This is a genomic window from Gemmobacter lutimaris (assembly GCF_003570715.1).
Taxonomy (GTDB): domain Bacteria; phylum Pseudomonadota; class Alphaproteobacteria; order Rhodobacterales; family Rhodobacteraceae; genus Gemmobacter; species Gemmobacter lutimaris.
The window spans coordinates 89,484-103,219 of sequence record NZ_QXXQ01000003.1 but is presented as its reverse complement, the minus strand read 5'-3'; the positions used below and the strand labels follow the sequence as shown (position 1 = coordinate 103,219).

10 protein-coding genes and 2 pseudogenes are annotated in these 13,736 nt (G+C 64.3%); 5 read left to right on the top strand and 7 right to left on the bottom strand.

The genetic code is table 11. The annotated features are described in order from the left end of the window. Positions 1 to 1,014 carry a C45 family autoproteolytic acyltransferase/hydolase gene (locus D2N39_RS07005; protein WP_119134071.1) on the bottom strand — a complete coding sequence of 338 codons (1,014 nt, stop codon included), beginning with the start codon at positions 1,012 to 1,014 and terminating at the stop codon, positions 1 to 3. Positions 1,015 to 1,114: 100 nt separating this feature from the next. On the opposite strand from D2N39_RS07005, the gene radC reads away from it, so the two are divergent. After that, positions 1,115 to 1,885, top strand: a complete 771-nt coding sequence (gene radC / locus D2N39_RS07000; RefSeq protein WP_119134070.1) for a RadC family protein — start codon at positions 1,115 to 1,117, stop codon at positions 1,883 to 1,885. On the opposite strand, the gene D2N39_RS06995 is transcribed toward radC, so the two are convergent. The 3 genes from D2N39_RS06995 to secA form a co-directional block, all read right to left on the bottom strand. Continuing rightward, positions 1,857 to 3,380, bottom strand: a complete 1,524-nt coding sequence (locus D2N39_RS06995) for a phosphate ABC transporter substrate-binding/OmpA family protein (protein WP_119134069.1) — start codon at positions 3,378 to 3,380, stop codon at positions 1,857 to 1,859. The two genes, radC and D2N39_RS06995, sit on opposite strands and share 29 nt — an antisense overlap. A 14-nt stretch (positions 3,381 to 3,394) precedes the next feature. After that, the gene (locus D2N39_RS06990; protein ID WP_119134068.1) at positions 3,395 to 4,396 is read right to left on the bottom strand and encodes a hypothetical protein; all 1,002 of its coding nucleotides are present in this window, start codon (positions 4,394 to 4,396) and stop codon (positions 3,395 to 3,397) included. Positions 4,397 to 4,499: 103 nt separating this feature from the next. Beyond that, the gene (gene secA / locus D2N39_RS06985) at positions 4,500 to 7,211 is read right to left on the bottom strand and encodes a preprotein translocase subunit SecA (protein ID WP_119134067.1); all 2,712 of its coding nucleotides are present in this window, start codon (positions 7,209 to 7,211) and stop codon (positions 4,500 to 4,502) included. 189 nt (positions 7,212 to 7,400) lie between these two features. Here secA and D2N39_RS06980 point away from each other — a divergent pair, with 189 nt between their 5' ends. The 4 genes from D2N39_RS06980 to D2N39_RS23100 all read left to right on the top strand — a co-directional run bounded on the left by D2N39_RS06980 (position 7,401) and on the right by D2N39_RS23100 (position 10,388). After that, entirely contained in the window at positions 7,401 to 8,246 is an 846-nt protein-coding gene (locus D2N39_RS06980) for a peptidylprolyl isomerase (protein ID WP_119134066.1), read from the top strand. Between the two features lie 19 nt (positions 8,247 to 8,265). Next, on the top strand, positions 8,266 to 9,663 hold the full coding sequence (gene argJ / locus D2N39_RS06975) for a bifunctional glutamate N-acetyltransferase/amino-acid acetyltransferase ArgJ (RefSeq protein ID WP_119134065.1): 1,398 nt from the start codon (positions 8,266 to 8,268) through the stop codon (positions 9,661 to 9,663). Between the two features lie 80 nt (positions 9,664 to 9,743). Beyond that, entirely contained in the window at positions 9,744 to 10,142 is a 399-nt protein-coding gene (gene mutT / locus D2N39_RS06970; RefSeq protein WP_119134064.1) for an 8-oxo-dGTP diphosphatase MutT, read from the top strand. Between the two features lie 108 nt (positions 10,143 to 10,250). Further along, on the top strand, positions 10,251 to 10,388 hold the full coding sequence (locus D2N39_RS23100; RefSeq protein ID WP_054301359.1) for a hypothetical protein: 138 nt from the start codon (positions 10,251 to 10,253) through the stop codon (positions 10,386 to 10,388). Between the two features lie 67 nt (positions 10,389 to 10,455). Here the strand turns inward: D2N39_RS23100 and infB are convergent. From infB to D2N39_RS06960, 3 genes and pseudogenes are all read right to left on the bottom strand, one after another. Then, positions 10,456 to 12,417, bottom strand: a pseudogene (gene infB, locus D2N39_RS06965) (translation initiation factor IF-2); the annotation flags it as partial. 189 nt (positions 12,418 to 12,606) lie between these two features. Then, positions 12,607 to 13,080: pseudogene (locus D2N39_RS23675) on the bottom strand (translation initiation factor IF-2 associated domain-containing protein); the annotation flags it as partial. Continuing rightward, positions 13,077 to 13,724: an RNA-binding protein gene (locus tag D2N39_RS06960; RefSeq protein ID WP_119134062.1), complete on the bottom strand. Its 648-nt coding sequence runs from the start codon at positions 13,722 to 13,724 to the stop codon at positions 13,077 to 13,079. The pseudogene D2N39_RS23675 and the gene D2N39_RS06960, both read right to left, overlap by 4 nt. Positions 13,725 to 13,736: the final 12 nt, after the last annotated feature.

Sequence of the window (13,736 nt, the reverse complement as noted above, 5' to 3'; positions counted from 1 at the left end):
TCAGCCGCCGATCCGGCCCGCGTGGGTCGGCGGCTGTGCGGGATCGTCATAAACCCGCCAGTCGATCCCGCCGCCGTCAAGCCGCATCACCACCGTGGCAAGCGTGTTCTCCTCATCCGGGTCGCACGGGTCGGTGCGGCGGATCGGCAGGCCCGGCCCGGCGGCATCGGCCAGCACCGCCAGCGGATCGCCAGCCAGCAAAGCCTCGGCGCGCGCCTGCCGGTCTGCGGAGGAGCGGGTGATATATTGCGACGCCAGCCCACCCGAATGGTGCAGCGCATGATTGGCATGGGCGAAGGGCGCCGTCACCTCCTGCGCGGTCAGCGCCCCGCCGCCATATTCCACAGACCAGAGCCGCCCGCTGGCGGCCTCGCCCAGCCCGATGTGAAAGCCGCCAGAGTTCGCGCTCTCCAGAAGTGCCACCGCATCTGCCGCTGTGGCGCAGGCCAGCATCGCCCGGCCCAGAACCATGCGTGGCACCGAAGGCTCCACCCCTTGCAGGCGGATATTGTTCACCGTCATCCCCAGCCCCGCTTCGGTCATCGCAAAAGTATGTCCGGGGATGGAGCCCGGATAGCAGAAGCTGACGAAACGCGGCGCACCCTCCGGGGCGAGGTCGGCCAGAAAGCAATGGCCGCGCAGGCTCGGGTAACCATCCTCATTATGTGCCATCACCGCCGGGTTGCCGGGGCGCAGGACCGAGGTGCAGCCCTCGGCTTCAGCAAACGGCGGCAGCGCGGCGAGGATGTCGCCCCGGCATTGCCAGGCAAAAACCTCGGCGAAGGGCAGACCCAGCCCCTCGGCCAGACCCTCGATCTCGGCCCAGATCGCGGGGAAACGGGTGCGCACGGTTTCGGCCATGCGGGCGCGGCGGCCCGCATGCACCGGATCGACCGCTTCGCGCCAGAAGGGGTTGCCGCGCAGATGGGTCAGCACCGCCGCCCGCCCCGCCATGCCCAGCGCCCGCCCGATCTCGCGCGGCGTCCCTTGGGCCTTCAGTTGACCGAGTGTCATGCCGCCTCCTGTTTCATGCCATGGAAGCCGGTGACTGCGCCAAAGGCAAGCCCCGGCGCGGTTAACCGCCCGTTTACGATTCGGGGCGCAAGCTGCGGGCATGACCAGATCCCGCGCCTTCGCTGAAGCCCCCCTGCCCCTTTTCGCCCCGTCGGGTGACGAGGATGAGGCGGTGGGTTACGCCCTTCAGGGGCGCCTGCCCTCGTATATTGCCGACCACCGCAAACGCCTGCGCGCGCGGTTCATGGAAGGCGGCGCCACTGCACTGCCGGATTATGAATTGCTGGAACTTCTGCTGTTCCGTGCCATTCCCCGCCAAGATGTCAAACCACTGGCCCGGCTGCTGCTGGAGAGCTTTGGCGATTTCAATCGTGTGATTGCCGCCCCTGTGCCCCGCCTGCTGGCGGTGAAAGGCGTAGGCGAGGCAGTGGTGCAGGAATTGAAGATCGTCGAGGCGGCAGCGCAGCGTATGGCGCGGGCCAAGGTGATGCACCGGCCGGTGCTGTCAAGCTGGGATGCGCTGCTGGATTATTGCCATACGACCATGGCGCATCGGGAAACCGAGCAGTTCCGTATCCTGTTTCTGGACCGCAAGAATGTGCTGATCGCGGATGAGGAACAGGCACGCGGCACGGTGGATCATGTGCCGGTCTATCCGCGCGAAGTGGTGAAGCGGGCGCTGGAACTGAATGCCAGTGCACTGATTCTGGTGCATAATCACCCTTCCGGCGACCCGACACCCTCGGACGCCGACATCCAGATGACCATGCAGATCCGCGACGCAGCCGAGGTGCTGGGCCTTGTGCTGCACGATCATCTGATCGTCGGAAGGGAACGGGAGATCAGTTTCCGGTCTCAGGGCTATCTGTGAACACCGGGCGCAACCAGACCTCGACCCGGCGGTTTGCACGACGCCCGGCTGCGGTTGTGTCGCAGGCCATCGGCAGCGCCTCGCCGAACGCCTCCACCTCGGGCAGGTGCGCAGGGTCGGTCCCGAGCGGCAGCGCAGAGGACAGCGCGGTCAGCACACCGATGGCCCGGCTTTCAGACAGCCGCATATTGGCGGCCCCGTCGCCCGAACCATCGGAAAAGCCTGCAAGGATCAGCCTGTTGCCCCGGAAGGCATCAACCTCGATCATCCGGGCCAGAAGGCGCAGGTTTTCCCGCGACCTTGCATCCAGCGTGGCCGACCCATCCTCGAACCGGAAGGTCAGCGACGACCGGCTGGCGCCCGCCATGGCATCGGCCAGACGTTTCAGCTCGGCCAGCGGGACATCGCCCCCGGCCCCCTTGATCGCATTCAGCAGGCGTAGCCCGTCCGCTGTCAGCGGCACGGTTTCGGGCGCGCGGTCGATATACCCGGCTTCTGCAACCGCCGCCTCGGCAGCCGGATGGTCCAGAAAATCCAGAAACTCCCGCGCGAAAAGCGGCAGACGGCGGCGCGGGGTCAGGAGGTTGATGGCAAAGGTCAGCGGATAATCCCCCGCCTTCACCAGCGCCCGGTCGGCCAGCAGCGGAAAACCGCAGCTATCGGTCAGCGGCAAGGCCCGTGCGGCACCACGTTGCGCCTGCCCGGTGATCGCCAGTGCCCAAGGGTCCCGCGCCACCGCCGCGGCCAGCGCCTCGGGCGTATCATGGATCACGACCGCAGGCACATCGCGCCCCAGACGCGCCACCAAAGCCTGCTGCACCGAAGTGTCCCTGGCCAGCGCATGCAGCGCCAGCGGCATGTCGGGCCCACCCAGCGCCTGCCAGTTACGAATTTCACCCGACAGCGCCTGAGCCAGATCGGGGGTCGAGATCCGGGGCAGCCGATTGTCATGCGCGACAATCGGGATCAACGCATCCAGCGCCATGGCCCGTGCACCGAAACCCTTGTCGGCTGTCGCCGAAACCGCAAGTTCGGCCGCGCCGGACAGCAGCGCCGCGCGCGCCTCCTCGGGTGAGGTCGGGCTGAAGGTGATGCGCGCCAGCACCTGATCGGTTCCGGTTTCCGACAATGCCGCGATGAAACCGGCGCCCTGAGGCTCCAGCTTCAGGGCCAGCGCGCGCGTTTTCGCATAGGCGGCCAGCAGCGGCGGCAGCAACGCCTTGCCCGGTGCCTCAGCCCCGGCAATCCGCAGAACGGCCAGTGTTGCGGTCATGTCAGGGCAGCCCGGACCGTCGCAGATCACGCCCTCGCCATCCACCGTCAGCATACCGAACCGGGTTTCAACCCGGTAGAATTCACCATCAAACCCCATCAGCGTGCCGTCGATCGACAAGGATCCGTCGCGCGCCGTCAGGGTGACATCCTGCGCCTGTGCCGCCTGCCCGCAAAACGAGAGCGCGGCGAAAACCGCCGCGCACCAAAGCATCAAACGCATGTCTGGCCTTCAAGTTACCTTGTGGCGAGTTTCGTTCCCGGCACGAGGTTTTTCAATACCAGAATATCACCCGAAGCCCCGCAATCCGGCATGGCGAGCGTCAGTTCGGAGGTCGCGCTTTTCCCACCTTCCGATGTCACCGTTTCCCCCAGCAGTTCGCGCCCGCAGGTTGTCTCTGTCACCACCGCCTCGACCACCACATCAGCCGTGCCCGTCGCGGGGAAGGTATAGACCTCGGCCAGCATCGGCAGATCGACCGAATCGTCGCCCAGCAGGGTCAGGAAGCCGCCAGCCAAGGGCTTGCCCGGCACCGGCGTATGCGGCGCATTGGCCGAAACATTGCCGGGCTGGCCATAATCGGCACCGTTTTCGAACGCCTGCACCTGAAAGGCATCGCGGTCCAGCCATTGCACGGCAAAGCGGCGCAGACCGGCGACTTCGGGGATCGGCTGCCTCGCTTCGACCCGCGTGCCGTCGGCGAGTTTCGCCGTCACAGTGCCATCGGCCGTCATCGCGGGAAGATCCACGAACAGCGTGCCGGTCGCCGAGGTTTTTCCGGTGATCGCCAGACCGCCATGCTTGATCACCACGCGGGCATCCGGCTGACAAGGGGCCAGTAAGGTCAGGCCCAGCATCGCGTGATCCTGCGCTGCAAGGTCCAACGTCACGGGGCAGGCCTTGGCCTCAACCTGCGCGGAAGAATCCGGCAAAACGGTAGGTGCAGGATCGGGCGTCGGCAGGGCAACCAATTCCGGTTTTGGCGCAGGGGCCGGTGTCAACATCGGTGCAGCGGGCAAGGCCGCGGCTTTTGCCTCTGGCGGACGCACCGACGCCAATGGCGCCGGATCGGACTCGGCCGCCAACGGCACAACGCTGGTCGCCCGGACCTTGACTGCCGCAGCTTCGCGCTGCGCAGCCAGCCGTTCGGTCGCGGCACGGTTCTGCACAAAGTGGCCCGCGCCAAGACCCGCAGCCAACAGCGCGGCGGCAAGCGCGATTCGACGTTTCATGTCCATCGGAAGGCTCCCGAGTTTCTGTCCCGGTCAGGACTAGTCAGGAAACCGGGCCATTCCGTGGCGAAAGCGGGGAATGTTTCCAGCAGCGCGCCGGTAGACCGCCTCAGACGAGGCGGCCGTGGCAATGCTTGAACTTCTCGCCCGAGCCGCAGGGGCAGGGATCGTTGCGCGAAGGGTTGCCCCATGTCGAAGGGTCGGCCTCGTCGAAGCCCGCAGCGGCGATATGTTCCACCGCCTCATGGCTGCCCGTAGCTGCCGCAGCATCGGCGGCTTCCTGTGCCGCCTGCTGCTGGGCCAGATACTGCGCCATCATCTGTTGCTGTTCTTCCTGCGTCACTGGCCGGATCAGCGCGAGCTTCTGCGTCACGTCCTGACGCAGCCCGTCCAGCATGGATTCGAACAGCGCGAAAGCTTCGGTCTTGTATTCCGACAGCGGGTCACGCTGGGCATAGCCCCGGAACCCCACGACCGAGCGCAGATGTTCCAGCCGCAGCAGGTGTTCGCGCCACTTGCCGTCGATGGTCTGCAACAGAAGCTGTTTTTCGATATTGCGCATGGTTTCCGGCCCGAAGCTTGCCAGCTTCTCGGCCATCATGGCATCGGAGGCTTTCTCAAGCCGTTCGCGGATCACGTCCTGATCGACACCCTCTTCCTTGGCCCAGTCGATCACCTTCACGTCCAGCGCCATCTTTTCCAGCAGCGCGGCGTAAAGCCCGGTCGTGTTCCACTGTTCGGGGTAGGTCTTGGCGGGCATGAACTGTTCGACCAGATCGTCGATGACCTGATAGCGCATGTCCTGCGCGATTTCCGACAGATCCTCGGCCTGCATGATCTCCAGCCGCTGACCGAAGATCACCTTGCGCTGGTCGTTCATCACATCGTCGAACTTCAGCAGTTGCTTGCGGACGTCGAAGTTGCGGCCCTCGACCTTCGCCTGCGCGCGTTCCAGCGACTTGTTGACCCAGGGGTGAACGATGGCCTCGCCTTCCTTCATCCCCAGTTTCGACAGCACGCTGTCCAGCCGTTCCGACCCGAAGATGCGCATCAGGTCATCTTCCAGCGACAGGAAGAAGACAGAGCGGCCAGGGTCGCCCTGACGGCCCGAGCGGCCGCGCAACTGGTTGTCGATGCGGCGGCTTTCGTGGCGTTCGGTGCCCAGAACGAACAGGCCGCCCGCCTCGATCACCTTCTGCTTTTCTGCGGCATGTTCCGCCTCGACCTTGGCGCGCACCTCGTCGGGGTGCAGATGCGGGTCGGCGGTGATGGCCTGCATCACCTTCATCTCGACATTGCCGCCAAGCTGGATGTCGGTGCCGCGCCCGGCCATGTTGGTGGCGATGGTCACCGCGCCGAAGCGCCCTGCATCCGCCACGATCTGCGCTTCCTGTTCGTGCTGCCGCGCGTTCAGCACGTTATGCGGCACGCCAGCCTTCTTCAGCAGATCGGAGAGGAATTCCGATTTCTCGATCGAGGTGGTGCCGACCAGCATGGGCTGGCCCTTTTCATGCGCCTCGCCGATGGCCTTGACCACACCCTCGTATTTCTCGCGCGCGGTGCGATAGACCTGATCGTGTTCGTCCTTCCGCGCGACCGGGCGGTTGGTCGGCACTTCGACCACGCCGAGCTTGTAGATTTCCATGAATTCTTCCGCCTCGGTCTGGGCGGTGCCGGTCATGCCCGACAGCTTGTCATAAAGGCGGAAGTAGTTCTGGAAGGTCACAGAGGCCAGCGTCACGTTCTCGGGCTGGATCGACACGCCTTCCTTGGCCTCGATCGCCTGATGCAGCCCGTCCGACAAGCGGCGGCCGCGCATCATCCGGCCGGTGAATTCGTCGATCAGCACCACCTCGCCATCGCGCACGATATAGTTCTGGTCGCGGTGGAACAGCTTGTGGGCACGCAGCGCCTGATTGATGTGGTGCACCAGCGTGGTGCTTTCGGGGTCGTAAAGCGTCTGACCTTCCGGCAGAAGGCCGGACTGGCGCAGCCGGGCTTCAATGAACTCGTTGCCTTCTTCGGTATAGGTCGCGTTACGGCCCTTTTCATCCAGCTTGAAATGCGCCTCGGTCAGTTCGGGCATCAGCGTATCGACGCGGGTGTAAAGGTCGCTGCGGTCCTGGCTGGGACCGGAAATGATCAGCGGTGTGCGCGCCTCGTCGATGAGGATCGAGTCGACTTCGTCCACGATGGCGAAGAAATGGCCACGCTGCATCATCTCTTCGATGCTGCCCTTCATGTTGTCACGAAGGTAGTCGAAGCCCAGTTCGTTGTTCGTTGCATAGGTGATGTCGGCGCGATAGGCCGCGTGTTTCTCGGCCTCGGGCTGGTAGGGATAGACCACGCCGCAGGTCAGGCCAAGCTGGGCAAAGACCTTGCCCATCCATTCGGAGTCGCGCTTGGCAAGATAGTCGTTCACCGTGACGACATGCACGCCCTTGCCGGCCAAGGCGTTCAGATAGGCCGGGAAGGTCGCCATCAGCGTCTTGCCCTCACCGGTCTTCATCTCGGCGATATTGCCCTGATGCAGGAAGATCCCTGCTTTCAGCTGCACGTCGAAGGCCCGCAGGCCCAACGCGCGGCGCGCGCCTTCACGGCAGTTGGCAAAGGCTTCGGGCAGGATGCTGTCAAGGCTTTCGCCCTTGTTCTGCACGCGGTCCTGAAGGGCGCGGGTGCGCGCGATCAGTTCCTCGTCGCTCAGCGCCTGAAACTCTGGCTCCAGCGCGTTGATCCTGGCGACCATCGGGCGAACCGATTTGACCTTCCGGTCATTGGGCGTGCCAAAAACCTTCCGCGCGAGCGTTCCGAGACCAAGCATGTTTTCTCCGGTGTCCGGTTGCTGACAGAAACGTGCGAGACGGGGGCCTTGCCCGCCTCACCCAGCTTTCATAGAAGAACCCGGAAAGGCGCGGAAGGTGCCCCGTCTCGCGCGACCTTCGCGGATGTAAGGGGGCGGAAGCGCCAAGTCAACGTGGCGCGACATGCGCCCCGATCAGGAGACGGTGATATGGCGAAAATGACAACGATCCTTGGGGCGTTTGCGCTGACGGTGGCCCTTGCCGCCCCGGCCCTCGCTGCCGACCCCACGGCCGAAACCGTTGTGGCCGATGTGAACGGCACCCCGGTGACGCTGGGGCAGATGATCGCCATGCGCGCCTCGCTGCCGCCGCAATATCAGGCGCTGCCCGATGACGTGCTGTTCAAAGGTATCCTTGATCAGCTTGTGCAACAGACGCTTCTGGCACAATCGGTGGAAAAGAACCTGTCGAAGCGCGACCAGATCACGCTGGAAAATGAACGCCGCGGCCAGATTTCGGCCATCGCGCTGCAACAGGTGGTGACAGCGGCGGTGACCGATGCCGCGCTGCAAGCCGCCTATGATGCCAAGTACAAGGACTTCCAGCCCGGCACCGAATACCGGGCCGCGCATATCCTCGTGGACAGCGAGGAGAAGGCCAAGGACATCAAGGCCCAGATCGAAGGTGGCGTCGATTTCGCCGATGCGGCCAAGACCCACGGCACCGACGGCACCGCCGCCAATGGCGGGGATCTGGGCTGGTTCGGTCCCGGCATGATGGTCAAACCCTTCGAGGATGCCGTGGTGGCGATGAAGCCGGGCGAATTGGTCGGCCCGGTGAAAACCGATTTCGGCTGGCACCTGATCAAGCTGCTCGAAACCCGCCCCTCCGCCGCGCCCGCGCTGGACGACGTGCGCGACGAACTTGCAGCCGAAATCGAGAAAACCGCGATCACCGATCACCTTGCCGCGCTGGAAAAGGATGCGAAGGTCGAGAAACCGGGCGAAGGGATTGACCCGACCGTCCTGAAAGACGAGAGCTTGTTGGACAAGTAATCTCTGCCGGAGTTGCGCCATGAGCAAGACCGACTGGAAGGCCGAAGCCAAGGCCCTCAAGAAGAAGCTGAAGAAGAAGGTCGCCACCCTAACGGCGCAACTGGAAGAGGCGGCAGAAACCGCCAAAGACCGCGCCGAGGATTTGGCCGAAGCTGCGGTCGCGGCGGTGACGAAGGCAGTCAAGCCGGTGTCGCCGCTGGCCCCCGCGGCTTTCCCGGTGCTGCCGGTCATCAAGGGTGCGGCTTTTTCCGCAGTCGGCGCCGGGATCAAGTATCAGAACCGGCGCGACGTGATGCTGGTCAGTCTTTGCCCCGGCACCACCGTCGCGGGGGTGTTCACCCGCTCCTCCACCCGCTCGGGCTGCGTGCGCGACTGCCAGGAGAAACTGGCGATGAAGGCGCCGGCCGATGCCGGCGCCGCCATCGTGGTGAACTCGGGCAATTCCAATGCCTTCACCGGCAAGATCGGGGACAAGGCGGTGGCCGAGGTGACCGACGCCGCCGCGACCGCACTGGGCCTGCCTTCCAGCAGGGTGTTTTCCTCCTCCACAGGGGTGATCGGCGAACCCCTGCCCTATGAGAAGATCACCGCCGTCATGCCCGAACTGGTGGGCGGCCTGACGGAAGAGGCGATCCAATCCGCTGCCGAAGCCATCATGACCACCGACACCTTCCCCAAGGGCGCCAGCGCCGTGATCGAAGGGGAAGGTGGCCCGATCCATATCTCGGGCATCGCCAAGGGCTCGGGCATGATCGCGCCAGACATGGCGACGATGCTGGTCTATATCTTCACTGATGCGAAGATCAGCGCCGCCAATCTGCAAAAGATGCTGTCGCGCAACGTGGACGAGACCTTCAATTCGATCACCGTGGACAGCGACACCTCCACCTCGGACACGTTGCTCCTCTGCGCCACCGGCCAGAGCGCGGCGGCAGAGGTCAAGGCCACAGGACCTGTTGCCAAGGCATTCGAGACTGCGCTGCGCAGTGTGATGATGGATCTGGCGCATCAGGTTGTGAAGGATGGCGAAGGCGCCACAAAATTTGTGGAAATCCGGGTCACCGGCGCCGCCTCGGCCGAAGATGCGCTTCGCATCGGCAAGTCCATCGCCGACAGCCCGCTGGTCAAGACCGCGCTGGCCGGGCAAGATCCGAACTGGGGTCGTATCGTCGCCGCTATTGGAAAATCCGGCGCTGCGGCAGACCGCGACAAACTGCGCATCACCTTTGGTGATCTGGTCGTGGCCGAAAAAGGCTGGCGCAACCCCGACTACCGTGAGGAAGACGGCGCCGCCTATTTCCGCCGCTCTGAACTGGTGATCGGTGTCGATCTGGGGATGGGCCGCGCCAAACGCTCGATCTGGACCTGCGATCTGACCAGCCGCTACATCGAGATCAACGCGGATTACCGCTCCTGATTTCATCTGTTCGAAAATATCCCACAGGGGGTCCGGGGGACGTGAAGTTCCCCGGCGCCAGCCAGAAGCGGAACGATTCCATGAAAATCCTGCTCGTCGCCGCTGTGGCGCTGATCGACGCCGATGGCCGTGTGCTGCTGGCCCAACGTCCCGAGGGCAAGTCACTGGCCGGATTGTGGGAGTTTCCCGGTGGCAAGGTCGAACCAGGGGAATCGCCCGAAGCCTGCCTGATCCGCGAGTTGAAGGAAGAATTGGGCATCGACACCTGGAAAAGCTGCCTTGCGCCGCTGACTTTCGCCAGCCATGCCTATGAGGATTTCCACCTGCTGATGCCACTTTTCGCCTGCCGCCGATGGGAAGGCATCCCCACCGGCCGCGAAGGGCAGCGAATCGCATGGGTGCGGGCTCAGGCGCTGAAGGATTACCCGATGCCCCCTGCAGATATTCCGCTGATCCCGATCTTGCGCGACTGGCTTTGATTTCAGTGGATAACTAAATTTTTAGTCGCAGATATAAAATAATCTTAGTAGCCGATTAACCACTTCCCCCCTATTCTTTTGCTGTTCTGGCTGAATTTGGGGGGAGAGATGCTGAGAACGATCGCCTTGGGCTCCTGCGTATCCGTGCAGGGCATTGTTGTCGGCTCGACACAGGACGGAAAGCTGATGGTTCGCGTCGATGACAAGACCTTCGTTGGCTACCCGGTGTCTGGCGCGCGCAACTGAAACGACCGATAAAAAAAGCAAAAGGCCGGGCGATTTGCCCGGCCTTTTGCTTTGCGTGTCGCCAGCCTTAGACCAGCGAACGCTGCACTTCTTCGCGTTCGAAGATCTCGATGACATCGCCAGCGCGAATATCCTCGTAGCGTTCGAAGGCCATGCCGCATTCCTGACCGGACTGCACTTCCTTGACCTCGTCCTTGAAGCGCTTGAGCGTCTTGAGCGTGCCTTCGTGGATGACCACGTTGTCGCGCAGCAGGCGCACACCTGCCGAACGGCGTGCCACGCCCTCGGTGACGATACAGCCCGCCACATTTCCGGCGCCGGTGATGCGGAAGACTTCCTTGATCTGCGCATAACCGATGAAGTTTTCGCGCACCTCGGCCTTCAGCAGACCCGAAGCCGCCGACTTGATGTCGTCGATCAGGTCATAGATGATCGAGTAGTAACGGATCTCGACACCCTTCTGCTGCGCCGAATTGCGCGCGGTCGCATTGGCCCGGACGTTGAAGCCGATGACCGGCGCGTTCGACGCTTCGGCCAGACCCACGTCGGTATCGGTGATCGCACCCACACCATAGTGCAGTACGCGCACGCGCACCTCGTCGTTGCCGATCTTTTCCAGCGCCTGAACGATGGCCTCGGCAGAACCCTGCACATCGGCCTTCACCAGCACAGGCAGCTCCGCCACATCGGCATCGGCCTTCGCCTTCGCCATAAGCTGTTCCAGCGTGGTCGCAGCCCCGGCGGCAGCGCGCTTGTCCTTGGCGGCCTGTTCGCGGTAATCCGCGATCTCACGCGCCTGCGCCTCGGTCGAAACCACGTTCAGCACGTCACCCGCTTCGGGCGTGCCATTCAGGCCCAGAACCTCGACAGGAACCGACGGACCGGCTTCGGTCACGGTTTCGCCCTTGTCGTTGATCAGCGCGCGAACCTTGCCCCACTTCTCGCCCACGACGAAGATGTCGCCGCGTTTCAGCGTGCCGTTCTGCACCAGAACGGTGGCAACCGGGCCGCGGCCCACGTCCAGCTTGGCCTCGATCACCGCGCCCATGGCGGGGCGATTCGGGTTGGCCTTCAGCTCAAGGATCTCGGCTTGCAGCGCAATGGCTTCCAGCAGGTCATTCAGGCCCTTGCCGGTCTTGGCTGAAACCTCGACATCCTGCACGTCGCCCGACATCGCCTCGACCACCACTTCGTGCTGAAGCAGGTCGGTGCGCACCTTCTGCGGGTTGGCATCCGGCTTGTCGCATTTGTTGATGGCGACAATCATCGGCACCTTCGCCGCCTTGGCGTGGGCGATGGCTTCAATCGTCTGCGGCATCACGGCGTCATCGGCCGCGACCACCAGAATCACGATATCCGTCACCTGCGCGCCACGGGCACGCATCGAGGTGAAGGCCGCGTGGCCGGGCGTATCGAGGAACGAGACCAGCGAACCGTTGGGCGTTTTCACCTGATAAGCGCCGATGTGCTGGGTGATGCCACCGGCCTCGCCCGACACGACGTTGGCCTTGCGGATCGCATCCAGAAGCGAGGTCTTGCCGTGGTCAACGTGGCCCATGATGGTCACGATCGGCGGGCGCGCTTCCAGATCCTCGGCCTTGTCCTCGACGGTATCGATGACCTGTTCCACGTCGGAATCCGACACGCGGACGGCGCGGTGACCGAAATCCTCGATGATGATTTCGGCGGTATCGGCGTCGATGGTCTGGTTCATGTTGACCATCATGCCCATCTTCATCAGCGCCTTGACCACGTCGGCGGCGCGTTCCGCCATCCGGTTGGCCAGTTCGCTGACAACAATGGTTTCAGGCAGCTGCACGTCGCGGGCCTGCTTTTCGGCCTTCTGACCGAAACCCATCGCCTTGTTGCGGGCTTTTTCCTGCTTGCGCTTCATCGCGGCGAGCGAGCGGGTACGCCCACCCTCGCCATCCAGCGCGGCAGTCAGGGTCAGCTTGCCGGAACGGCGTCCGTCGTCGCCCTTGCCCTTGGCGCCACGATCACGGTCACGCTCTTCGCGCTCGCGGTCGGTCTTGCGCGGGCTGATCGTCGTGGCGGGTTGCTTGTTGGCACCGCCCCGCGTGTCTTCTTCGGTGGCGGCAGCGGCCGGAGCAGCAGCATCGCGCGCCTTGGCCGCAGGCTTCGCAGCCTCGGCAGCGGCGCGCGCCTCTTCCTGTTCACGCTGGACCTGTGCACGCGACTTGGTGCCAAGAATGTCGGCCTTGCGCTGCGCGGCAGCGGCAGCCTTGGCCTCCGCCTCGGCGCGGGCCTGACGCTCTTCCTCTTCCAGCCTTGCCTTGATGGCGGCTTCGCGCTCGCGCTCCTCGCGCTCCTTCGCCTCGATTTCCTCGCGGCGGCGCTGGCGATCTTCCTCGCGCTGACGCTCTTCCTCGGCACGGCGCGCGGTATCCTCGGCCTCGCGGGCCTTGGCGGCGCGCAGCGCGGCCAGACGCCGTTCCATCTCGGCGTCGGAAATGCCGGCAGGGCGTTTCGACGGATCGCCCAGATGCGAGGCCGAGCCGCCACCTGCGGCACCACCTGCGGTGCCGGGCTTCGGCACCACCACGCGCTTGCGCTTGGTCTCCACCACCACGGTGTTGGTCCGGCCGTGGCTGAAGCTCTGCTTCACCTGACCCGGGCGCTTGCCAGCGCCGCCACCAAGCCCGAGGGGTTTTTTACCGTCCGTATCGCTCATACCGTCTTCGTATCCTCTCCGGCGGTCTCGCCGCCGTCATGCTGTCCAGCGACTCCACCCCGGAGCCCGGCCAGCCTTGCCGCTTCCTCTACAACACGGTCGCTGAGTCCACCAGCCGCAAGCGCGCCGTGTATGGCACTTTCGCGGCCAAAAGCCAAACCGATTTCCTGTCCGGTCAGGCAGCCGATGAACAGCCCCGTCTTCATGGGCGGGCGGAGCTTCGATTTGCCCCGTTCCGACCCGTCACTAGCCTGGATCAGCACGGTCGCAGTGCCATCCACCAGCCAGCCCTTCACCTTCTCGTAGCCGGTCACTGCCAGCCCCGCCTTGCGGGCAAGGCTCAACAGTTCCACGACCCGCCGCGCCAGCATCGCCTCCAGCAGATCCGCCAGCGCCGCAGGGGGCGTGACCTTCGCACGCGCCGCACGCGAGAAAAGGCCCTTTGCCGCTGCACGATCCAGCGCCTCGCGGGTGGAAGTCACCCAGAAGCCCCGGCCCGGCAGCTTGCCCAGAAGATCGGGCACCACTTCGCCATCCGGCCCCGCGACGAAACGGATCAACCCGGCCGTCGGCCCGGATTCGCCCGAAACGATACACCGCCGTTCCGGTCCATCCCTGTCGTCCTTGCGGCCGCCGCGCGTCATGGGGAACCCGAG